Here is a 20,282-nt window from a genome sequence, read left to right as displayed (position 1 = left end):
GATGAGCATACAAGTAGAAAACATCCGCAAGGCCTTCGGCGACTTCGCCGCGCTGGACGACGTCAGCCTCAACTTCCCCGGCGGCGAGCTGGTGGCATTGCTGGGCCCGTCCGGCTGCGGCAAGACCACGCTGCTGCGCATCATCGCCGGCCTGGAGCAGGCCGATGCCGGCCGCGTGCTGCTGGACGGCCAGGACGCCTCCGCCACCCACGTGCGCGAGCGCCAGGTGGGCTTCGTGTTCCAGCACTACGCGCTGTTCCGCCACATGAGCGTGTTCGACAACGTCGCCTTCGGCCTCAGGATGAAGCCGCGCCGCGAGCGCCCGTCCGAAGCCGAGATCGCGCGCAAGGTGCACGCGCTGCTGGACCTGGTGCAGCTGGACTGGCTGGCCGACCGCCTGCCGGCCCAGCTGTCCGGCGGCCAGCGCCAGCGCATCGCCCTGGCCCGCGCGCTGGCGGTGGAGCCGCGCGTGCTGCTGCTGGACGAGCCGTTCGGCGCGCTGGACGCCAAGGTGCGCAAGGAATTGCGTCGCTGGCTGCGCAAGCTGCACGACGAGCTGCACATCACCTCGATCTTCGTCACCCACGACCAGGAAGAAGCCCTGGAAGTGGCGGACCGGGTGGTGCTGATGAACCACGGCAAGGTGGAGCAGATCGGCTCGCCGGCCGAAGTGTACGGCCAACCGGCCAGCGCCTTCGTCTACGGCTTCCTCGGCAGCGCCAACCGCGTCCGCGGCGTCAGCGCCGCCGGCGCGGTGGCCGTCGGCGGGCAGACGCTGGCCGCCGACCACCAGCTGCCGCACGGCCAGCCGGTGGAGGCCTTCATCCGTCCGCACGAGCTGGCCATTCTGCCGGAACACGGCGCCGGCCTGCCGGCGCGGGTGCAGCGGGTGCTGACGCTGGGCGGGCTGTCCCGCATCGAACTGGAGGGCCGCGACGAGCTGGCCGGCCAATCCTTCGACGCCGAACTGCCGGCCGACGCGCCCCTGCTGGCCGATCTCGCCGTCGGACAGGCGGTGCGGCTGCAGGCGCGCGCCGCACGCGTGTTCGCCGCGGAAGGAGAAAAGGCATGAACTTCCAGCAACTGCGCATCATCCGCGAGACTGTGCGCCAGGGCTTCAATCTGACCGAGGTGGCCAACGCGCTGTTCACCTCCCAATCCGGCGTCAGCAAGCACATCAAGGACCTGGAGGACGAACTGGGCGTGGAGCTGTTCATCCGCAAGGGCAAGCGCTTCCTCGGCCTGACCGATCCGGGCAAGGAGCTGCTGACCATCGTCGAGCGCATGCTGCTGGACGCCGGCAACATCAAACGCCTGGCGCAGCAGTTCAGCCTGCGCGACGAAGGCCAGCTGACCATCGCCACCACCCACACCCAGGCGCGCTACGCGCTGCCGCAGGTGGTGACCGAGTTCAAGCGCGCCTTCCCCCGCGTGCACCTGGTGCTGCACCAGGCCAGCCCGGAAGAGCTGGTGCGGCTGCTGCTGGCCGGCGACGCCGACATCGGCATCGCCACCGAAGCGGTGACCGAGGTGTCGGAACTGGTGTCCTTCCCCTACTACAGCTGGCACCACTGCGTGATCGCCCCGCCCGAGCATCCGCTGCACCGCGAGCCTCTGACGCTGGACGCGCTGGCCGAGCACCCCATCGTCACCTACCACCACGGCTTCACCGGCCGGGCCAAGATAGACAACACCTTCGCCGAGGCCGGCCTGGCGCCCGACATCGTGATGGCGGCGCTGGACGCCGACGTGATCAAGACCTACGTCGAGCTGGAGCTGGGCGTCGGCATCGTCGCCTCGATGGCCGTGGATCCGCGCCGCGACGCCGGCGTCAAAGTAGTGGACGGGCCGCCGCTGTTCGGCCAGCAGACCAGCCGCATCGCCATCCGCCGCGGCCACTATCTGCGCAGCTACGCCTACCGCTTCATCGAGCTGTGCGCGCCGGCGCTGAACGAGCAGAGCGTTCGCCAGGCGCTGAGCCCGGCGACGCAGGAGTAGACTCAAGCGCGCCGCAGCAGGCGCTCGGTCCCGGCGCGCGTCGCCGCCAGCGCCTGCTCGGCCCGGCCCCGCATCTCGGCCTCGTAACGGGCGACAGCCTGGCCGACATCGCCTTCGGCCAGGCAGGCCGCCAGCATCGCCGCGTCGGCCAGCGCGGTGTTGGCGCCGACGCCTCCGGCCGGACTCATCGCGTGGATGGCGTCTCCCAGCGCGGTCAGCCGCCCGGTCGGCCACATCGGCACATGGCTCGCCATCCTCACCTCCCGACCCTTGATCGTTTCCGGCTCGGTCCTCGCCAGCAAGGCAGACAGGCTCGGATGCAAGCCGCGCGCAGCGTCCTCGACGCGCCGGCGCAAGCTGCCGCCCGCTTCCTCGAATGTCCCTCCCAGGCACTCCATCCTGCCGAACAGCGCCCAGTAGACGTAGTCCGCCGCCGGACTCAGCCGGCAATCCGGCGCATGCAGCGCCGCCAGCGTTTCCATCGGCGCGCGGAAACGCATCGGCTCGATCACCAGCGTGAAGCCATCGGCGAACACCACGGTCGGACCGTCCAGCAAGGCTGGATCGACGCCGCCCAGCGCGGCCTTGCCGTAAAGATTCAGCGCGCCGATCGCTTCCGGCTCCGCCTGCGGCAGCCATTGCCGGCGCAGCGGCGAATGCAGGCCGTCGGCGGCCACGGCCAGATCCGCCTGGTGTTCAGCGCCGTCGGCACAGTGCACGACGACGCCATCGCCGCCACGCTCAAATCTCCTCGCCCTCCGCCCCCAGCGGATGCGCGCCTCCAGGCCGTGGCTCAGAATGTCGCGCAACACCTGCCGATCCGCGCTCAAGTCGCCGTTTGCCTGGCCCGCGCCGGCGTTTTTCCGCCAGCTCTCCGGCCGCCGGCCCGGCAAGGGATTCATCTGCGGATCGACGAAGCGCGCCGGCCCGCTGACCGCGCAGCTGGCGCGGAACAACTCGAACAATTCCGGCGGCAGGCACTGGCGCAAGGCGCGCTGGCCCATCGCGTCTATCCGCAAGCGGTAACCCTGGTCCCTGACCTGCGGTCCCGCATCCGCCTCCAGCACCTCGAACTCGATGCCCGCCCGCTCCAGCCCCTGCGCCAGACATAGACCGCCGATGCCGCCGCCGACAATGATCACGCTGCTCATGATGACTCTCCGTTTCAGATGAATGCGGCGGCAAGCCACGCCAAGCCCCGCGCCATCATTGTCGGGCCAGTCGGAATCATCGATATAGCGCTATCTGGACAAGAAATAGTGAATAATGGCCAGCATGGAATCGACCCCCACTCCCACCAACTTCAGCGAATGGCTGGAAGGCCCGGAGCTGATCGCGCTCAACGGCGGCGACGAGGCCGGCCGCGAATACCGGCTGGGCGCCCGCGAATACGACTGGCACCGGCATGCTCGCGCCCAGCTGTTTTGCGTGAGCGACGGGCTGATCCACGTCCAGACGCCGCGCGGCTCCTGGCTGCTGCCGCCGCACCGCGCCGGTTACCTGCCGCCGGACACGCCGCACCGGGTGCGCGTCAGCGGCGCATTGAACGGCTGGAGCGTGTTTCTGCTGCCCAGCTGTTGCGGCCTGCTGCCGTCCCAGCCCTGCGTGCTGGCCATCTCGCCGCTGCTGCGGGAGCTGGTGCGGCGGGCGGCCTCATGGCGGCCCGATGCGCCGCATCAGCCGGAACAGCGGCGCATCGCCGCCGTCATCCTCGACGAGATCCGGCAAGCGGCCCGCGAAGCGCTGCATCTGCCGATGCCGTCCGATCCGCGGCTGCAGAAGATCGCCAGCGCGATGCTGGCCGACCCGGCCGCAAACTATTCAGCGGAAGAATGGGCCGCGCGGGGCGCGCTGTCCGGCCGCAGCCTGCGCCGGCTGATCCAGGCCGATACCGGCATGAGCTTCACCCGCTGGCGGCAGCAGGCGCAGCTGGTATGGGCGATGGAACAACTGGCGTCCGGCCGCACCGTCGCCCAAGTGTCGGACGCGCTGGACTACGCCTCGCCCAGCAACTTCATCGCCATGTTCCGCCGCGCGCTGGGCGCGCCGCCGGCGCAATACCTGGCTTCCCGTTGAAACCCGCCGCGCGGCAAGAAAAAAGCCCGGCGTCGCCGGGCTTGTCGCATCGTGCTGAACCGCGCTCAGCGCTTGTCCATCATGATCTGCAGGATCTGGGTGTCGGTCTGAGCCATGCCCTGGGTAGCCAGCTTGCCCAGGTTGGCGATGGACACGTCCACGTCGTGGGCGACGATGCCCTCGTTGCCGGTGACGCGGGTGCCGTCCAGCGCCATCAGCACCGCCTTGTAGCCGGAACCGGCCGAGGTGGAGACCTTCATCGCGCAGCTATTGGACGCGCCGTCGCAGATCATGCCGGCCAGATCGCCGATCATGCTGGAGATCGCCATGCTGACCGCCGGGTAGCCGCCATTCAGCAGCTGGGCCATGCCGGCCGCCGCGCCCATCGACGCGGTGGTGACCGCGCACAGCGCCGACAGCTTCGGCAAGCGGGTGTGGATGTAGACGGCGATCAGGTGCGACAGCGCCAGCGCGCGGATCAGAGTTTCCTGGTCGGCCTTGACGTGCTCGGCGACCGCCACCACCGGCATGGTCGCGGCGATGCCTTGGTTGCCGGAGCCGGAATTGCTCATCGCCGGCAGCGTGGCGCCGCCCATGCGCGCGTCGGACGCGGCGGTGGTGCGGGTGAGGATGTTGGACAGCAGGCCCTCGGACAACAGGCCGGCCTCGATCTGCCGCTGCAGCGTGGCGCCGATGTGCAGGCCGTACTTGCCGCTCATGCCCTCGTCGGCCAGCGCGCTGTTCAGCACCGCCGCGTCGTGGATGAAGGCGATGCTGTCCAGCGGCGCGCGCATCGCGAACTCGTAGACGTCGCGCGCGGTGGCGTCGCCCAGATCGTAGCTTTCCACCGGCTTGGCGTCGGCGGCTTCGCGCTTCAGCTTCACTTCGCCGTTGAGCTCGATCTTGATCACATTGGTGTGGGCGTCGGCGATGGCGACGCGCGCGCACTCGTCGCCATGCCAGACACAGGCCTCGGCGTACAGGATGTTGGGCACCGCGGCCACGCCCAGCTTGACCTTGCCGTCTGCCAGCATCCGCTTGCCGGCGGCCACCTGCTCGATGGTCAGATTCTTCAGCACTTCCAGCTTGGCGTCCGGGTCGCCGCCCAGCGCGCCGACGGCGGCCGCGATCGGCAGGCCGACGGTGCCGGTGCCGGGCACGGTCACGCCCATGCCGTTCTTCATCAGGTTGGCCGATACCCAGGCGTCGATGCGCTCCGGCGCCTTGCCCAGCTCGCGGGTCGCCAGCGCGGCGGCCAGCGCCAGCGAAATCGGCTCGGTGCAGCCCAGGGCCGGCACCACTTCCTGTTTCAGGGCCTTGACGAATTCCGGCCACAACCTAACTTCACGTTCAGACATGCTCACTCCGCCGACACATAACAAATTGATATAAGCAAATAACTTTACATTTACTTTACCATCAACTTGTCGTTTTGTGCGCTTAAAAAACAGGCAATGTGCGCACAGTCAAAACACTCCACATCAGAACTGTCTCAGTGGGCGCAAAACCAGGCCGAGCAGCAAGGCCGCCGCCGCGAACGCCGCGCCGCCGTGAAAGGCCGCAGCCGCGCCCCAGGCCTGCCACAAAGCGCCGGCAAGCGCGCTGGCCAACAGCGTCGCCGCGCCGCAGATCAGGTTGAACAAGCCGAATGCCGATCCCGCCAGGCCAGGCGGCGCGGTCTGGGCCACCAGCGCCGACAACAAACCCTGGCTGCAGCCCAGATGCAGGCCCCATAGCAGCGCGCCCGCCAGCAACATCGCCGGCCCCGCGGCCGCTCCCAACGCCAGATCGGCCGCTATCAGCAACAGCAGGGACAACTGCAGCAGCCGCGCGCGGCTGACATGGTCCGACAGCCAGCCCAGCGGATAGGCGCTGAGCGCGTAGCTGGCCGACATCGCCACCATCGTCAGCGGCGCCCAGGCCAGCGGCAAGCCCAGCTGCGCACCGCGCAGCACCAGGAAGGCCTCGCTGAAGCGCGCCAGCGTGAACACCGCGCCCAGCCCGGCCACGCCCCAGAAGCCTGCTGAAAATTGAGAAAAGACAGCTCGGCTGAACAGAAAGGCAGGCGCGCGCGCCTCGCCATGCTCTGCCGGCTCCCGCACCCACAGCCAGATGGCGGCCACCGCCAGCAGCGCCGGCGGCAGCGACCACCATAGCGCGCTGCGGATATCGTCGCGGTAAAGAAGCATCAGGCCGATCGCCAGCAGCGGACCAAGCACCGCGCCGACGGTGTCCATGCTCTGGCGCAGGCCGAAAGCCGCGCCGCGGATGTCCGGCGGCGTGATGTCGGCGATCAACGCGTCGCGCGGCGCGCCGCGCACGCCCTTGCCCACGCGGTCGACAAAGCGCGCGAACAGCACGGTGGAGGCGGAGTCGGCTAGGGGAAACAGCGGTTTGGAGAAAGCCGCCAGGCCGTAGCCCAGCAAAAGCAGGGGCTTGCGTTTGCCCAACCAGTCGCTGAATGTGCCAGAGAACACCTTGCAGATCAGCGAGGTGGCCTCGGCCACGCCCTCGATCAGGCCGATGGCCAGCACCGGCACGCCCAGGGTGCCGGCCAGAAACAGCGGCAGCAGGCTGTGCGCCAACTCGGACGAAACATCCATCAGCAGGCTGACGACGCCCAGAACCCAGACGCCGCGCGGCATGGCCGGGCGAGCAGTGGAAAACGGAGTGGAAGATTGCGGCACGAAAGCTCCCGTCGGCATCGCGCGTCGCCGGGAGCACCAGGCGAGCTCAGCGCCTGATCAGCCCGGCGGCGATCGGTTTGGCCAACAACTGGCGGTACAGCGACTCCAGCGACTCGGTCAAGGCTTCGCCTTTGCGCGACCACAGCGGCGACAAGGCAGCGTACCAGAAAACGGATGCCAGCAAGGCGCCCAGCATGTCCAGCGGGAAATGCACGCCGAGGAATACCCTTGACCAGGCCACCGCCGCGCCGGCGATCGCCAGCAACCAGCCCCAGCCACGCGCCGGGCTGAAGCACCAGCACAAAGCCATCATTGCGAAAATGGTGCCGTGATTGCTGGGGAAGGACGGCGTGGCATCATGCAGCAGGAAAGTATGGCCAAGCGGGATGGCGAACGGCCGCGGATGCGGCCAGGCCAGGCCGATCAGCCAATTCCCGAGCAAGGCCACAACCGTCAGCGCCACCGATTTCAGAATGACGTCGCGCAGAGCCGGCCGGCCCCACAGCCACAGCGCGGCCAGCCACAGCGGCAGCAGGCGCATGACGTCCTGGGCGATAAAGGCGGCCAGTTTGATGGCCAGCGGAGAGGTTTCCGGCGTAGCGTTGATCAGCAGGAACAACGATTGATTCAGGATTTCGATTTGGGGCATCGGCTTGCAGTGAAACGCGGCCGCACGGGCGCGAAGACTCGTAACAAAAACGACATATTAGGGCGAATGGCGGCGGTTTGGTTCCCCCTCCCATAAAAATACCAACGACATTCCATGCCGCGCCTATCGGGCGCGCAGCGCCGTCTACACCAAAGAACAGTTCCCAGCGGGGAAACCGCGCCGCCATGCTTCCTCCGTTGGCGACGCCAGTAGCGGCGCGTCCCTCTCTCAAGGAAAATCCGGCATGAGCGTATCGCACCGCCCCCTCCGGCAAGCAACGGCGCAGCAGGCCGGCGTCCGCGACATACAAAGCCTGCCTTCGCCGACAGGCTCCCTTCCCTGTTGCAGCAGGCGCTGCGGCGCGAACATAGCCTGATCCCACCCCTGCTCGCCGCTTGGCTGTCGCTGAAGCCCGCGGCCAACCGCGCGCTGTCCATTCTGCTTGAGGAGGCGATCGCGTCGCAGATGCGGCGGATGGCGCTGGCCGCCAACCTGCAGATCGCCATCGGCGGACAGCCGCGCGTGGCGCTGCCCGGCTTTGCGCCGGCTTACCCGTCATCGCCGCCGCTGGCGCCGGAGGCGCCGGCCATGGGCATAGAACCGTTCAGCCCCCGTCTGCTTCGCGATGTTCTGCTGCCGCAGATCGCGCTCTCTCGCGATGGCGAAAACAGACATGCCGGATCGGCCGGCTTTTACCTTTCCTTGCGGGAAGGGTTCCAACAATGTCATAAACAGCTGAATTTCGACGCCAGGCGCAGCCAGGCGCTCGATTATCCCCCCGGCCCGCCGATCGCCGCCATCCGCGGGCTGGACGACGCGCTGGCCGCGCTCAACGAATTGGCCAGCCATCATGCTCCGCTTTGCGACGGGCTGGCCGCCTTCGCCGCGTCAGACTCCCCGCCCGGCTTTGATCCGGACAGCGTATGGCCGATGCCGGCCAATGTCCGTCTTGACGACTACCCGCCCGGCAGCCCGGAGCAGGCGCTGCTGGCGCGTTTTTCGGCATGCTACGCCGACTTTCTCAGCCACCTGGACGCCGCGTTCGCCGGCCGCGCTCAAGCGATGGCGCATGCGCTGGACCTGCTGTTCGATCTCCGGCTGCTGGCTGCGGGCCTGATGAATCCGGCCATCGTCATCGCGCCCGGACATCCCCAGCCCCTTCCGCCCATCGGCCTTTGCTTCGCCGGCGCAGCCGATCCGGCCGGCGACCCTTTCCATTCAGGCTCGCATGCGCCAAGCGGATAGTCCGCGCGAAACGCAAAAAGCCCATGCGCGAACGCATGGGCTTTTTTGAATTCTTGGCTCCCCGAGCAGGGCTCGAACCTGCGACCTGCGGATTAACAGTCCGTCGCTCTACCAACTGAGCTATCAGGGAACATCAGAGAAAGCGATTCTAATTCAGATCAACGCAGCTGTCAACACATGAAGCCCGCGGAGAGGGCGCCGCCCTCTCCGCTCCGCATCACGCTCAACCGTTGCGGGTTTCGACCTGCATCAGTTGCACCGGCTCTACAACCGCGGCGTCAGCTGCGGCGACATCGCGGCGGCGCGGGCCTTGCGGCAGCTCCGGCTCCGACGTCGCCGAGGGCTGCTGAGACACCGGCTTGGTCGCGATCATCACCAGGCCGCCCAGATCCAATGGCTTGGACTCCACAGCAACCGGCTTCGACTCGACGGCAATCGCCTCGATCTTGACCGCCGGCGCTTCCGCAACCGGAGCCTCTTCCACCTTCGCCAACACCACTGGCGCGGCCTCTTCCACAACAAGCGCTTCCGGAGCGGCAAGCTCGGATTGAGCCTCGGCTTTCGCCTCGACAACCGGCTCCACCGCCACCGCCACCGGCTCGGCAACCGGAGCCTGCTCGGCTTCGACAACCACCGCCGGCTCGACCACTACAGCCTCAGGCTGAGCTTCGGCCACGATGACGACCGGCGCTTGCTGCTCGGCGACAACCGGCTCGACCGGAGCGGACTCGACCGCCGGCTTGGCTTCAACCTCAAGCTGCGGCTTGGACTCGACTGCTTCCACAGCCGACTCTACCACTACCGCTGCGACGGCTGCGGCCACAGTGGCTCCCGCCGCTTCGGCGACAGGCGCGGCCGGCGACTCGGAAACCGCTTCCGCAACGCCGTCCTGCTGAGCTTCCGGATTGTCGCGGCGACGATCGCGGCGGCTGCGGCGGCGGCGGCGTTCGCCGCGCTCCTGCTCGGCTTGCTCGCCTTCGGCATCCAGACGCAGTTCTTCCTGCACCGGTTTTTCGACGGCTTCAGCCGGAGCTGCTGCCGGCGCCTGGCGGCGACGCGGCTCCTGTTGCGGCTTGTCCTGCTTCTCGGCCTTCTCGCTCACGCGCTCTTCGCGCGGAGCCTGCTCGCGGACTTCCTTGGGCTCGCGCGGTTCACGCGGCTCGCGGCGGCGGTTGCCTCGCGGCTCGCGCGGCTGCTCGCTGCGCTCCTCACGCTCGCGGCTCGGCGCTTCCTTGCGCTCTACGCGCTCAACGCGTTCGCCATCCTTGCGCTCGTCCTGGCGACGGGTCTTGCCCTCATCCTGCTGGACATGACGGCGCTGGTCGTGCTCGCGGCGGGCCTGGCCGCCGGTGCGGCGCTCCTGCTGCCGTTGGCGGTTGCCGCGCTGCTCATTGTTGCGCGAAGCGGCCGGCGCCGGTTTTTTCTTGGCATCCTGCGCGGGCGCCTTTTCCGGCTCGGCGAACAAGCTCTTGATCCAGGCCGCGATGCCGGCGAACAGGCCGCCCTGCTCCGCGGGCTTGGCCGGCTTGGCCTGCTTGGCCTCCACGTTCGGGGCCGGCTGCTGCGGCGTGATGCCCTTGACCGCAGCCTCCTGACGCTCCACCTTCGGCTTTTCCTGGCCGAAATTGGTGATCACGTCCTCTTCCTGCACTTCGACGCGGCTGTAGCTCGGCGCTTCTCCCAGCTCGGCCAGGTCGTCGTGGCGCACGCGCACGATCTTGTAGTGCGGGGTTTCGAGATGGATGTTCGGGATCAGCACCACGTCGACATCCAGGCGCTCTTCGATCGAGTGGATCTCGGCGCGCTTCTCGTTCAGCAGGAAGGTGGCCACGTCGACCGGCACCTGCGCGTGCACCGCGCCGGTGTTTTCCTTCATCGCTTCTTCCTGGATGATGCGCAGGATGTGCAGCGCCGACGATTCGGTGCCGCGGATGAAGCCGATGCCGTGGCAGCGCGGACATGGCTCGTGGCTGGTCTCGCCCAGGGACGGCTGCAGGCGCTGGCGGGACAGTTCCAGCAGGCCGAAACGGGACAGCTTGCCCATCTGCACGCGGGCGCGGTCATGCTTCAGAACGTCGCGCAGGCGGTTTTCCACGTCGCGCTGGTTCTTCGGGTTTTCCATGTCGATGAAGTCGATCACCACCAGGCCGCCCAAGTCGCGCAAGCGCAGCTGGCGGGCGATCTCTTCCGCCGCTTCCAGGTTGGTCTTGACCGCGGTTTCCTCGATGTCGGCGCCCTTGGTGGCGCGAGCCGAGTTCACGTCGATGGAGACCAGCGCTTCGGTATGGTCGATCACGATCGCGCCGCCGGACGGCAGCTGCACGCTGCGCGAGAAGGCGGTTTCGATCTGGTGCTCGATCTGGAAGCGGGAGAACAGCGGCACATGATCCTTGTACACCTTCACACGCGACAGCATGTTCGGCATCACATGGCTCATGAACTGGCGGGCCTGATCGTGGATTTCGTCGGTGTCGATCAGCACTTCGCCGATGTCCGGATGGAAATAGTCGCGGATCGCGCGGATCACCAGACTGCCTTCCTGCAGAATCAGGAACGGCGCGGATTGCGCGCCGGCAGCGCCCTCGATGGCGCGCCACAGCTGCATCAGGTAACCGAGGTCCCACTGCAGCTCTTCCAGATTGCGGCCGATGCCGGCGGTGCGCGCGATCAGGCTCATGCCATGCGACACTTCCAGCTGCGACAGCAGATCCTTCAGTTCCTGGCGCTCTTCGCCCTCGATGCGGCGCGACACGCCGCCGCCGCGCGGGTTGTTCGGCATCAGCACCAGGTAGCGGCCGGCCAGGCTGATGTAGGTGGTCAGCGCCGCTCCCTTGTTGCCGCGCTCGTCCTTCTCCACCTGCACCACCACTTCCATGCCTTCGCGCAGCACGTCCTGAATGCGCGGACGGCCGCCCTCATAGCCCTGGAAATAGGAGCGGGACACTTCCTTGAACGGCAGGAAGCCGTGACGCTCGGTGCCGTAATCGACGAAGCAGGCTTCCAGCGAGGGCTCGATCCGGGTGATGATACCCTTGTAGATATTGCCTTTGCGCTGTTCCTTGCCTACGGTCTCGATATCGAGATCGACGAGCTTCTGCCCGTCGACAATCGCGACGCGCAGCTCTTCGGCTTGCGTCGCATTGAACAACATACGTTTCATTTACATTCCTTGCGCAGCACTCACGCAAGGATGCAGCCAGTATTTGACGGCCCAGTGACTATTAATGGGCGCTTTCCGAAAGAAGTGTCGAGGTAAAGATCGAGAAAAGCTGATTTGCTATGAAAGCCGACTTCCTGATTTTGGTCACATGCAGCCCAGCGATTCTGTGCGCAAACGGCGCATCGGCGTTGTCGCCGATCCCGCCTACCAGGCGGGACAAACATTGCAGGACGGCTGGCATGCCGGGTCAAACTTCGCTGCAAAATCCCCTGACTGGCTTTGCATCAAGGGATGGAATACTCGTGAGTGCGTTATGCGTATAAATGCATTACCATCGCTACTTTTCGGTGAGCGAGTTAACCTTGGCTGCGGCTGTGCAAACGGCATCAGGTCAGGAGTTGGCCCCTGCCGGCCATTATTCGGTTTCCGCAGCAGCATCACGCTAAACAGGCCGTGACCTTGGTTTCCGACCGCCGCCCGCTCTGGGTGCATTCGCACCGCAGGCAGCGCCATAAGTATAAGCAATATGACAGACATTCGCAAAGATTCCGTAACCTTCCTTGAAGTGGACGCAGAAGATGCCGGCCAGCGGCTGGACAACTACCTGCAACGCCTGCTGAAAGGGGTTCCCAAGAGCCATATCTACCGCATTCTGCGCTCCGGCGAAGTACGGGTGAACAAGGGCCGCGTCGACGCCAGCTACCGCGTGGCGGCCGGCGACACATTGCGCATTCCGCCGATCCGCGTCGCCGAGCGCGCGGAAAAAAACGTGCCCGCCGCCACCTTCCCGGTGGTGTACGAAGACGACGCGCTGCTGGTGATCGACAAGCCCGCCGGCGTGGCCGTGCACGGCGGCAGCGGCGTGTCCTTCGGCGTGATCGAGCAATTGCGCCGCGCCCACCCGGAATGGCGCTACCTGGAACTGGTGCACAGGCTGGACCGCGAAACATCAGGCCTCTTGATGCTGGCCAAGAAACGCTCCGCGCTGACCAAGCTTCACGACATGATGCGCGACAACGTGCCGGACAAGCGCTACCTGGCGTTGGCAGCCGGCCGCTGGCCGGAAAACGTCAAACAGGTGAAGCTGCCGCTGTTCAAGTTCCATACTCCGGACGGCGAGCGGCGGGTGAAGGTCGCCGAGGGCGACGACGGCCAATACGCGCACACCAACTTCGCCATCCAGCAGCGCTACACTGAATTTACCTTGGTCGAAGCGCATCTGCGCACTGGCCGCACCCACCAGATCCGGGTGCACATGCAGGCCAACGGCTGCGCGATAGCCGGCGACGAAAAATACGGCGACTTCGCGCTGAACAAGGAGCTGGCGCGGCGCGGACTGAAGCGGATGTTCCTGCACGCCAGAAGCCTGACGCTGCCGCACCCGCTGACCGGCGCGCCCCTCAAGCTGGAAGCCCCGCTGCCGCCGGAGCTGCAGAAATTCCTGAAAACCCTGGAGCCGCGCTGATGCGTGAATACGATCTGGTAGTGTTCGACTGGGACGGCACCCTGATGGACTCCACCGCCCATATCGTGAATGCCATCCAGCAGGCCTGCCGCGACCTGGCCCTGCCGGTGCCGGGCCGCGAGGCCGCCAGCCACGTGATCGGCCTGCGCCTGGCCGAGGCGATGCAGCAGTTCTGCCCGCCGGACCAAGCCGGCCGCTTGCCCGAACTGGTGGACGCCTTTCGCCGCCATTACCAGTCCGGACTCGACCGCGTCACACTGTTCGACGCCGCCCGCGACACGCTGGAGGCGATCCGCGCCTGCGGCGCTTTCGTCGCCATCGCGACAGGCAGCAGCCGCGCCGGCCTGGACCGCGCGCTGGCGGCCGCCGGCATCAAAAACCTGTTCGACGCCACCCGCACCGTGGACGAATGCCACTCCAAGCCGCACCCGGACATGCTGCTGCAATTGACCGACCTGTTCGGCGTGGCGCTCGATCGCACCGTCATGGTGGGCGACACCAGCCATGACCTGCTGATGGCGCGAAACGCCGGCAGCCACGGCGTCGGCATCAGCCACGGCGCCCACGACAGCGCCGAGCTCATCAGCTGCGAGCCCCGCATCATCGTCCACTCGCTGTCCGAGCTGTCGTCATGGCTGCTCCCCAGACTCTGCTGATCTGCCGCTCCTCCGATCTGGAAGACGGCGGCCTTGCCCGCCGCTTCGAGATCGCCCAGGCGGATGGCGATCCGCTGCCCGCCTTCGTGATCCGCTACCGCGGCCGGGTTTACGGCTACCTGAACCGCTGCCGCCACATCCCGGTGGAGCTGGACCTGCAGGACGGCAATCTATTCGATCTCTCCGGCCATTACCTGATCTGCAGCATGCACGGCGCGCGCTACCGCCCCGACACCGGCTATTGCACCTGGGGCCCCTGCCGCGGCCAATCCTTGACGGCGCTGGATATCGTCGAAGAAGACGGCCAAGTCTGGCTGAATGTCATGGCAGCCTGAATTTTGCTAGACTCACGGGATTATCCTGGAGCAGATTCGAAAAATGAGCGACACCCAAAACTGGGAACGACAACTACTGGAGAAGCTCGCCTCGGCCTCCCTGGTGGAGCAGCGCCGCAGCCGGCAGTGGAAAATCTTCTTCCGCCTGGCCTGGTTGGTCATCATCGGCATGATCGCCGCCAGCGTGTTCATGCGCAGCGAGGAAAAAAGCGCGGTCGGCCTGGCCGGCGGCGGCCACACCGCAGTGATCGAGCTGGACGGCGCCATCACCAGCGAGAATGAAACCGGCAAAAAAATGATCTCGGCGCTGGATCACGCCTTCCGCGACAAGAACACCAAGGGCGTGATCATCGACGCCAACAGCCCCGGCGGCAGCCCGGTGCTGTCGGGCATGGTCTACGATGAAATCCGGCTTCTGAAGAAAAAGCACGCGGATATTCCGGTCTACGTGGTGGTGAGCGAGGTCTGCGCATCCGGCTGCTACTACATCGCCGCCGCCGCCGACAAGATCTTCGTCGACAAGGCCAGCATCGTCGGCTCCATCGGCGTGCTGTCCGACGGCTTCGGCTTCACCGGCGCGATGGAAAAGCTGGGCATAGACCGCCGGCTGAAAACCGCCGGCGAGAACAAGGCGATGGGCGACCCGTTCTCCCCGCCCAACCCCAAACACGACGCCATCCGCCAGCAACTGCTGGACGACATCCACGCTCAGTTCATCCAGGCGGTGGAAAACGGCCGCGGCCCCCGGCTGAAGAAAGACCCGCAGATGTTCAGCGGCATGGTGTGGCTGGGCGAAAAAGCCATTCCACTGGGCTTGGCCGACGGCTACGGCACCGTGGCCTCGGTGGCCCGCGACATGGTGAAGGCGGAAAAAACTGTGGACTACACCCAGCAGGACGACTTCTCCAGCCGGGTGGCGCGCCGCATCGGCGTGGAATTCGCCGGCGGCGTGAAATCGCTGTTCGACACCCAGCTGTTCTGATCAGGCGGAGGCGAAGATGGCATCGCGGCGCAGAAAACAGGAAGAAGAGCACGAGAACCACGAGCGCTGGCTGGTTTCCTACGCCGACTTCATCACGCTGCTGTTCGCCTTCTTCGTGGTGATGTACGCGATCTCCTCGCTGAACGAGGGCAAATACCGCGTGATGTCGTCCGCCATCATGGACGCCTTCCGCAACGGCACGGTGATCACGGTGCAATCGACGCCGCCCACCGGCGGCGCCAACACCATGATAGAGATTCCGAAGACCAAGCCCATCGCCAAGGCCGTCTCCCACGGCCGCAAGGAGGAAGAGGCCGCCAAGCTGGGCCAGCTGACGCAAAACCTGGCCAAGGTTTTGAGCCCGCTGGTGCAGAGCGGCGAGGTCACCATCACCCAGACCGACCAGGGGATCAATATCGACATCCGCGACAGCGCGCTGTTCGCCATCGGCCAGGCCGAACCGAACCAGCAATCGCTGCCGCTGATGTCCAATATGGCCAAGCTGCTGTCGAATGTGGACAACTCGATCAAAGTGGAAGGCTTCACCGACGACGCGCCGATCCGCACGCCCGCCTTCCCGTCCAACTGGGAGCTGTCGGCCGCGCGCGCCGGCGGCGTGGTGCGGCTGTTTCAGGAAAACGGCATCTCGGCGCAACGCATGGTGGCTGTCGGCCATGGCGCCAATCTGCCGGTTGCGGATAACGCCACCGCCGACGGCCGCGCCCGCAACCGCCGCGTCACCGTCTCCGTTCAGGCCAACACCTTCGAAGAACCTGCAACTCCTCAAAACTCCGCGCCCTCCGCCGGAGACGCCAAACAACAACACCCCACCCCAACCGAGGTAAGACCATGAGCACTCCCCTCTCCCACGCCACGCTGGAACAGCTGTTCCTGAATGCCCGCACCCACAGTCACTGGCAACCGCGTCCGGTGAGCGACGAGTTGCTGCATCAACTGCATGAGTTGCTGAAGCAGGCTCCGACCAGCGCCAACTGCTCGCCGGCCCGCCTGGTGTTCGTCAAGAGCGACGAAGCCAAGGCCAAGCTGAAGCCCTGCCTGGCCGCCGGCAACGTAGACAAGACCCTGGCCGCGCCGGTCTGCGTGATCGTCGCCCACGATACCCGCTTCTACGAACACCTCCCGCAACTGTTCCCGCACGCGGACGCCAGGAGCTGGTTCGAGGGCAATCAGCCGCTGATCGACACCACCGCCTTCCGCAACGGCACGCTGCAAGGCGCCTACCTGATCCTGGCCGCCCGCGCGCTGGGCCTGGATTGCGGCCCGATGTCCGGTTTCGACAACGCCGCCGTCGACGCGGCCTTCTTCCCGGATGGCCGCTTCAAGTCCAACTTCCTGATCAACCTGGGCTACGGCGAGGCCGACAAGCTGTTCCCGCGCTCGCCTCGCTTCGACTTCGACGAGGCCTGCCGGATTTTGTAAGCCGCGCATTTGCCGCTGGCCTGATCCCGATGCCCGGTTATAATGCCGGGCATTTGTCTGCCCGGAGAATGCCATGCTGTACCCGCTGCTGCGCCCGCTGCTGTTCAAATTCGACGCGGAGACCGCCCACGAGCACACATTGAAGATGCTCGACCGCGCGCATCGGCTGCGCCTGACGCCGCTGGCCGCCTCCCCCGCCGCGCGCCAGCCGGTGCAGGCGATGGGCCTGACCTTCCCGAACGCCGTCGGCCTCGCCGCCGGCCTGGACAAAAACGGTGCCCACATCGACGCGCTGGCCGCGCTCGGTTTCGGCTTCATCGAAATCGGCACCGTCACCCCGCGCCCTCAAGACGGCAACCCCAGGCCGCGGCTATTCCGCCTGCCGGAACACGAGGCCATCATCAACCGGATGGGCTTCAACAACTATGGCGTCGCCGCGCTGCTGGACAATGTGCGCCGCTGCAAATTCAAGGGCGTGCTCGGCATCAACATCGGCAAGAACGCGATCACGCCGATAGAAAACGCGGTGGACGACTACCTGGCCTGCCTGAATCAGGTCTACGCCGCCGCCAGCTACGTCACCGTCAACATCTCCTCGCCCAACACCAAGAACCTGCGTCAACTGCAGCAAGGCGACGAGCTGGGCCGGCTGCTGGCCGCGCTGAAGCAGCGCCAACAGGCGCTGGCCGACAAGCATGGCCGCTACGTGCCGCTGGCGGTGAAGATCGCGCCGGACCTGGACGACGAGCAGATAGCCGAGATTGCCCGACTGCTGACCGGCAACGGCATCGACGGCGTCATCGCCACCAACACCACGCTGTCGCGCCGCGAAGTGGCCGGCCATCCGCTGGAAAACGAGGCCGGCGGCCTGTCCGGCGCGCCGGTTCGCAGCCGCTCAACAGAAGTCATACGCAAACTGCACAAGGAACTTGGCGGCGCTCTGCCTATCATAGGAGTTGGCGGCATCCTTTCCGGCAACGACGCCGTGGAAAAACTGGATGCCGGCGCCAGCCTGGTGCAGCTATACAGCGGCCTGATCTATCGAGGTCCGGAGCTGGTCAGCGAATGCGCGCGGGCGGCGGCGCAATATCTACAAGCTCGCAACTAAATAGAAAGAATGGAGCAGGAAAAAATGATTTCTTCCATCAGCCGCATTACCCTGGTCAGCCTGCTGAGCGTCGGCGTGCTCGCCGGCTGCTCGACATCCGATTCCGCAGCCGTTTACTCCAAAGGCCAGATGCGCCAGGCGCAGACCGTGCAGCTCGGCACCGTGCTGTCGGTGCAGAATGTGAAAATGGAAGGCCAGAACAACGAATTGCTGACTCTGGGCGGCGCCGCGCTGGGCGGCCTGGCCGGCAGCAATATCGGCGGCGGCAAGGGCCAGATCGCCGGCGGCATCGTCGGCGCGCTGGCCGGCGGCTTCGGCACCCAGGCCGCGCAACGCGCGATGACCAAGAACGCGCTGGAAATCACCGTCAAGCTGGATACCGGCCGCACCATCTCCATCGTCCAGGAAGCCGACATCCCCTTCGTCGCCAATCAGCGCGTCAAAGTGCTGAGCGGCGGCGGCAACGACCGCGTCGTGCCGTACTGAGCGGACATCGCCCCTCAATGCAAACAGGCCCTTTCGGGCCTGTTTTCGTTTGCATCCATCTCAGCCGCGCTCCGGCATCGCCTGCCAGCGGCCGCCGTACAGCATCTGCAGCGGCCGATAGCCGGACTTGTACGCCATCTTGCGGCAGTCTGCGATCCAGTAGCCCAGATAGACATAGCTCAGTCCCAGCAGGCGCGCCTGCTCCACCTGCCACAACACGTTGTAGACCCCCAGGCTGGACTGGCTGTCCTCCGGATCGTAAAAGGTGTAAACGGCTGACAGGCCGTCCACCAGCCGATCCACCAGGCTCACCATCTTCAGCTGGCCGCCCAGCCGGAATTCGGCCAAATGGCTGTCCACCCCGCTTTTCAGGATGAACTCGGAATACTGCTGCGCGTCGTCGTCCGACATGCCGCCGCCCGCGTGGCGGGTCTGCTGATACCAGCGATACAGCGCGTAATGCTCGGCGTCGAAGCCCAGCGGCAGCCAGCGCGCGCTCATCTCGGCGCCGCGCCGCCACACCCGCCGCTGGGTGCGGCTGGGCCGGAACTGATCCACCGGCAGCCGCACCGGGATGCAGGCCTGGCAGGAATCGCAATAAGGGCGGTAGGTGTAGAGGCCGCTGCGGCGAAAGCCCAGCCTGACCAGCTGGCTATAGACGCCGCTGTCTATCGCCTCGGCCGGGATCGCCACCTGAGAGCGTGCCTGTCGGCCGGACAGATAGCTGCACGGGTATGGCGCAGTGGCGTAGAAATGGATGGCCGCGACCTGGCCGGCTTCACGATGACTCATGGCGGTAATGGTAATCCCACATCTGATCCGGCTGAGGATGCCGGATGCTCTCTTTCAGAGTAGCAAGAAAAACATCGCGCGATATCAGCCTCGCGCCGAGGCTGGCCAGATGCTCGGTGTGCATCTGGCAATCTATCATCGCCACGCCCTGGGCTTGCAGATGCCGAACCATATGGACGAAGGCGAGCTTGGACGCGTCCCGCCGCCGCGAAAACATCGACTCGCCGTAGAACATGCGGCCGATGGAGACGCCATACAGCCCGCCGACCAGCTCGCCATCCATCCAGGTTTCAAAGCTGTGGGCGTAGCCCAACTGATGCAACCGGCAATAGGCAGCCACCATTTCCGGCACGATCCAGGTGCCGTCCTGCCCCGCCCGCGGCTCGGAACAGGCGCGCATCACTTCGAAGAAAGCGGCATCGACGCGAACCTCGTAATCGAGATTGCGCAGCGTTTTGGCCAGCGAACGGCTGACCTTGAGCTCATCGGGAAACATCACCATGCGGGGCGCGGGCGACCACCACAATATCGGTTCGCCTTCGGAAAACCAGGGGAAAATGCCCTCGGAATAGGCCGTGAGAATGCGGCGCGACGACAGGTCGCCGCCGGCCGCCAGCAGGCCGTTGGGATGACTGAGGGCCTGCGACACCGGCGGGAAGACAGGCTCGGGACCGAGCCAGGGAATCATCCGCGGCGGCCGCTCTTGCCCAGGCAGTCCGGGCACTCGCCATACATGTACAGCGCATGCTCGACGATGCGGAAACCATGCTGTTCTGCGATCCGGTCTTGAAGCGCCTCGATCTCAGGATCGAAGAACTCCACCACCTTGTTGCAGCTGACGCAGACCATGTGATCGTGATGGCCACCCTGGTTCAGCTCGTACACAGCCTTGCCGGTTTCAAAATGGTGGCGCACCAGAATGCCGGCCTGTTCGAACTGGGTCAGCACGCGGTAAATGGTGGCTAGTCCGATGTCGATGTTTTCCGCAAGCAGCTTGCGATAGACGTCTTCGGCGGACATGTGGCCGGCGTCGCCCTGCTCGAACAGATCGAGGATTTTCAGACGCGGTCCGGTGGCTTTCAGGCCGATATCTTTGAGGTGACTGGCTTTGCTCATCGTGATATAAAGTGTCTCGGTTTTCGAATCATGATAAAGCCTTTTGACGGCTTTGCCTAATTACAGCCTCATAAACGTTTGAGTCAA

20 protein-coding genes and 1 tRNA gene are annotated in these 20,282 nt (G+C 65.8%); 12 read left to right on the top strand and 9 right to left on the bottom strand.

The features are described 5' to 3' along the window. The first annotated feature begins 1 nt into the window (after window position 1). The gene (locus VL52_RS09315; RefSeq protein ID WP_046156772.1) at window positions 2–1,072 is read left to right on the top strand and encodes a sulfate/molybdate ABC transporter ATP-binding protein; all 1,071 of its coding nucleotides are present in this window, start codon (window positions 2–4) and stop codon (window positions 1,070–1,072) included. Continuing rightward, a complete protein-coding gene (locus VL52_RS09310) occupies window positions 1,069–1,998 on the top strand; it encodes a CysB family HTH-type transcriptional regulator (RefSeq protein WP_046156771.1) in 930 nt (309 codons plus the stop codon). The genes VL52_RS09315 and VL52_RS09310 overlap by 4 nt, the downstream gene beginning before the upstream one ends. Window positions 1,999–2,000: 2 nt before the next feature. Here VL52_RS09310 and VL52_RS09305 read toward each other — a convergent pair whose 3' ends face one another. Continuing rightward, window positions 2,001–3,149: an FAD-dependent oxidoreductase gene (locus tag VL52_RS09305; protein ID WP_046156770.1), complete on the bottom strand. Its 1,149-nt coding sequence runs from the start codon at window positions 3,147–3,149 to the stop codon at window positions 2,001–2,003. Between the two features lie 124 nt (window positions 3,150–3,273). Between VL52_RS09305 and VL52_RS09300 the strand changes: the two genes are divergently transcribed. After that, window positions 3,274–4,074 carry an AraC family transcriptional regulator gene (locus VL52_RS09300; RefSeq protein WP_046156812.1) on the top strand — a complete coding sequence of 267 codons (801 nt, stop codon included), beginning with the start codon at window positions 3,274–3,276 and terminating at the stop codon, window positions 4,072–4,074. A gap of 65 nt (window positions 4,075–4,139) precedes the next feature. Here the strand turns inward: VL52_RS09300 and VL52_RS09295 are convergent, their stop codons facing one another. The 3 genes from VL52_RS09295 to VL52_RS09285 form a co-directional block, all read right to left on the bottom strand. After that, on the bottom strand, window positions 4,140–5,432 hold the full coding sequence (locus VL52_RS09295; protein ID WP_046156769.1) for an L-cysteine desulfidase family protein: 1,293 nt from the start codon (window positions 5,430–5,432) through the stop codon (window positions 4,140–4,142). 123 nt (window positions 5,433–5,555) lie between these two features. Then, the gene (locus VL52_RS09290; RefSeq protein WP_235429253.1) at window positions 5,556–6,761 is read right to left on the bottom strand and encodes an MFS transporter; all 1,206 of its coding nucleotides are present in this window, start codon (window positions 6,759–6,761) and stop codon (window positions 5,556–5,558) included. A gap of 46 nt (window positions 6,762–6,807) precedes the next feature. Beyond that, window positions 6,808–7,410: an undecaprenyl-diphosphatase gene (locus VL52_RS09285; RefSeq protein WP_046156767.1), complete on the bottom strand. Its 603-nt coding sequence runs from the start codon at window positions 7,408–7,410 to the stop codon at window positions 6,808–6,810. 342 nt (window positions 7,411–7,752) lie between these two features. On the opposite strand from VL52_RS09285, the gene VL52_RS09280 reads away from it, so the two are divergent. Next, window positions 7,753–8,655 (top strand): ferritin-like domain-containing protein, encoded by a 903-nt coding sequence (locus tag VL52_RS09280; protein ID WP_046156766.1) that lies wholly within the window; start codon window positions 7,753–7,755, stop codon window positions 8,653–8,655. A 54-nt stretch (window positions 8,656–8,709) separates the two neighbouring features. Here VL52_RS09280 and VL52_RS09275 read toward each other — a convergent pair. After that, window positions 8,710–8,785, bottom strand: a tRNA-Asn gene (locus tag VL52_RS09275). Between the two features lie 93 nt (window positions 8,786–8,878). Beyond that, window positions 8,879–11,815 (bottom strand): Rne/Rng family ribonuclease, encoded by a 2,937-nt coding sequence (locus VL52_RS09270; protein WP_046156765.1) that lies wholly within the window; start codon window positions 11,813–11,815, stop codon window positions 8,879–8,881. A gap of 526 nt (window positions 11,816–12,341) precedes the next feature. Here VL52_RS09270 and VL52_RS09265 point away from each other — a divergent pair. The 8 genes from VL52_RS09265 to VL52_RS09230 all read left to right on the top strand — a co-directional run bounded on the left by VL52_RS09265 (window position 12,342) and on the right by VL52_RS09230 (window position 18,287). Then, on the top strand, window positions 12,342–13,280 hold the full coding sequence (locus VL52_RS09265; protein ID WP_046156764.1) for an RluA family pseudouridine synthase: 939 nt from the start codon (window positions 12,342–12,344) through the stop codon (window positions 13,278–13,280). Continuing rightward, the gene (locus VL52_RS09260; protein WP_144408750.1) at window positions 13,280–13,936 is read left to right on the top strand and encodes an HAD-IA family hydrolase; all 657 of its coding nucleotides are present in this window, start codon (window positions 13,280–13,282) and stop codon (window positions 13,934–13,936) included. The genes VL52_RS09265 and VL52_RS09260 overlap by 1 nt, the downstream gene beginning before the upstream one ends. After that, on the top strand, window positions 13,912–14,271 hold the full coding sequence (locus tag VL52_RS09255) for a Rieske (2Fe-2S) protein (protein ID WP_046156762.1): 360 nt from the start codon (window positions 13,912–13,914) through the stop codon (window positions 14,269–14,271). The genes VL52_RS09260 and VL52_RS09255 overlap by 25 nt, the downstream gene beginning before the upstream one ends. A gap of 43 nt (window positions 14,272–14,314) precedes the next feature. Continuing rightward, window positions 14,315–15,253: a S49 family peptidase gene (locus VL52_RS09250; protein WP_046156761.1), complete on the top strand. Its 939-nt coding sequence runs from the start codon at window positions 14,315–14,317 to the stop codon at window positions 15,251–15,253. Window positions 15,254–15,269: 16 nt separating this feature from the next. After that, the gene (motD, locus tag VL52_RS09245) at window positions 15,270–16,106 is read left to right on the top strand and encodes a flagellar motor protein MotD (protein ID WP_046156760.1); all 837 of its coding nucleotides are present in this window, start codon (window positions 15,270–15,272) and stop codon (window positions 16,104–16,106) included. Beyond that, the gene (locus VL52_RS09240) at window positions 16,103–16,693 is read left to right on the top strand and encodes a malonic semialdehyde reductase (RefSeq protein ID WP_046156759.1); all 591 of its coding nucleotides are present in this window, start codon (window positions 16,103–16,105) and stop codon (window positions 16,691–16,693) included. Before motD ends, VL52_RS09240 begins: the two co-directional genes overlap by 4 nt. Before the next feature lie 73 nt (window positions 16,694–16,766). Further along, entirely contained in the window at window positions 16,767–17,801 is a 1,035-nt protein-coding gene (locus VL52_RS09235; RefSeq protein ID WP_046156758.1) for a quinone-dependent dihydroorotate dehydrogenase, read from the top strand. Between the two features lie 24 nt (window positions 17,802–17,825). After that, window positions 17,826–18,287, top strand: coding sequence for an outer membrane lipoprotein (locus VL52_RS09230; protein WP_031296090.1), 462 nt, complete (start codon window positions 17,826–17,828; stop codon window positions 18,285–18,287). Window positions 18,288–18,347: 60 nt separating this feature from the next. On the opposite strand, the gene VL52_RS09225 is transcribed toward VL52_RS09230, so the two are convergent. The 3 genes from VL52_RS09225 to fur are packed head-to-tail and all read right to left on the bottom strand — an operon-like array spanning window position 18,348 to window position 20,195. After that, window positions 18,348–19,079, bottom strand: a complete 732-nt coding sequence (locus VL52_RS09225) for an arginyltransferase (RefSeq protein ID WP_046156757.1) — start codon at window positions 19,077–19,079, stop codon at window positions 18,348–18,350. Further along, window positions 19,066–19,767 carry a leucyl/phenylalanyl-tRNA--protein transferase gene (aat, locus tag VL52_RS09220; protein ID WP_046156756.1) on the bottom strand — a complete coding sequence of 234 codons (702 nt, stop codon included), beginning with the start codon at window positions 19,765–19,767 and terminating at the stop codon, window positions 19,066–19,068. Before aat ends, VL52_RS09225 begins: the two co-directional genes overlap by 14 nt. Further along, window positions 19,764–20,195 carry a ferric iron uptake transcriptional regulator gene (gene fur / locus VL52_RS09215; protein WP_021476286.1) on the bottom strand — a complete coding sequence of 144 codons (432 nt, stop codon included), beginning with the start codon at window positions 20,193–20,195 and terminating at the stop codon, window positions 19,764–19,766. The genes aat and fur overlap by 4 nt, the downstream gene beginning before the upstream one ends. Between the last annotated feature and the right edge of the window lie 87 nt (window positions 20,196–20,282).

It is taken from the genome of Chromobacterium vaccinii, assembly GCF_000971335.1.
In the GTDB taxonomy this organism is placed as follows: domain Bacteria; phylum Pseudomonadota; class Gammaproteobacteria; order Burkholderiales; family Chromobacteriaceae; genus Chromobacterium; species Chromobacterium vaccinii.
Note: the sequence above shows the minus strand (reverse complement) of the source record. Positions and strands in the feature narration are given on the sequence as shown.

What these genes read in the sequence shown, in the direction of transcription:
- VL52_RS09315 (WP_046156772.1), top strand. Translation starts at nt 2, where the DNA reads ATGAGCATACAAGTAGAAAACATCCGCAAGGCCTTCGGCGACTTCGCC.
- VL52_RS09310 (WP_046156771.1), top strand. Translation starts at nt 1,069, where the DNA reads ATGAACTTCCAGCAACTGCGCATCATCCGCGAGACTGTGCGCCAGGGC.
- VL52_RS09305 (WP_046156770.1), bottom strand. Translation starts at nt 3,149, where the DNA reads ATGAGCAGCGTGATCATTGTCGGCGGCGGCATCGGCGGTCTATGTCTG.
- VL52_RS09300 (WP_046156812.1), top strand. Translation starts at nt 3,274, where the DNA reads ATGGAATCGACCCCCACTCCCACCAACTTCAGCGAATGGCTGGAAGGC.
- VL52_RS09295 (WP_046156769.1), bottom strand. Translation starts at nt 5,432, where the DNA reads ATGTCTGAACGTGAAGTTAGGTTGTGGCCGGAATTCGTCAAGGCCCTG.
- VL52_RS09285 (WP_046156767.1), bottom strand. Translation starts at nt 7,410, where the DNA reads ATGCCCCAAATCGAAATCCTGAATCAATCGTTGTTCCTGCTGATCAAC.
- VL52_RS09270 (WP_046156765.1), bottom strand. Translation starts at nt 11,815, where the DNA reads ATGAAACGTATGTTGTTCAATGCGACGCAAGCCGAAGAGCTGCGCGTC.
- VL52_RS09265 (WP_046156764.1), top strand. Translation starts at nt 12,342, where the DNA reads ATGACAGACATTCGCAAAGATTCCGTAACCTTCCTTGAAGTGGACGCA.
- VL52_RS09260 (WP_144408750.1), top strand. Translation starts at nt 13,280, where the DNA reads ATGCGTGAATACGATCTGGTAGTGTTCGACTGGGACGGCACCCTGATG.
- VL52_RS09255 (WP_046156762.1), top strand. Translation starts at nt 13,912, where the DNA reads ATGGCTGCTCCCCAGACTCTGCTGATCTGCCGCTCCTCCGATCTGGAA.
- VL52_RS09250 (WP_046156761.1), top strand. Translation starts at nt 14,315, where the DNA reads ATGAGCGACACCCAAAACTGGGAACGACAACTACTGGAGAAGCTCGCC.
- motD (WP_046156760.1), top strand. Translation starts at nt 15,270, where the DNA reads ATGGCATCGCGGCGCAGAAAACAGGAAGAAGAGCACGAGAACCACGAG.
- VL52_RS09240 (WP_046156759.1), top strand. Translation starts at nt 16,103, where the DNA reads ATGAGCACTCCCCTCTCCCACGCCACGCTGGAACAGCTGTTCCTGAAT.
- VL52_RS09235 (WP_046156758.1), top strand. Translation starts at nt 16,767, where the DNA reads ATGCTGTACCCGCTGCTGCGCCCGCTGCTGTTCAAATTCGACGCGGAG.
- VL52_RS09230 (WP_031296090.1), top strand. Translation starts at nt 17,826, where the DNA reads ATGATTTCTTCCATCAGCCGCATTACCCTGGTCAGCCTGCTGAGCGTC.
- VL52_RS09225 (WP_046156757.1), bottom strand. Translation starts at nt 19,079, where the DNA reads ATGAGTCATCGTGAAGCCGGCCAGGTCGCGGCCATCCATTTCTACGCC.
- aat (WP_046156756.1), bottom strand. Translation starts at nt 19,767, where the DNA reads ATGATTCCCTGGCTCGGTCCCGAGCCTGTCTTCCCGCCGGTGTCGCAG.
- fur (WP_021476286.1), bottom strand. Translation starts at nt 20,195, where the DNA reads ATGAGCAAAGCCAGTCACCTCAAAGATATCGGCCTGAAAGCCACCGGA.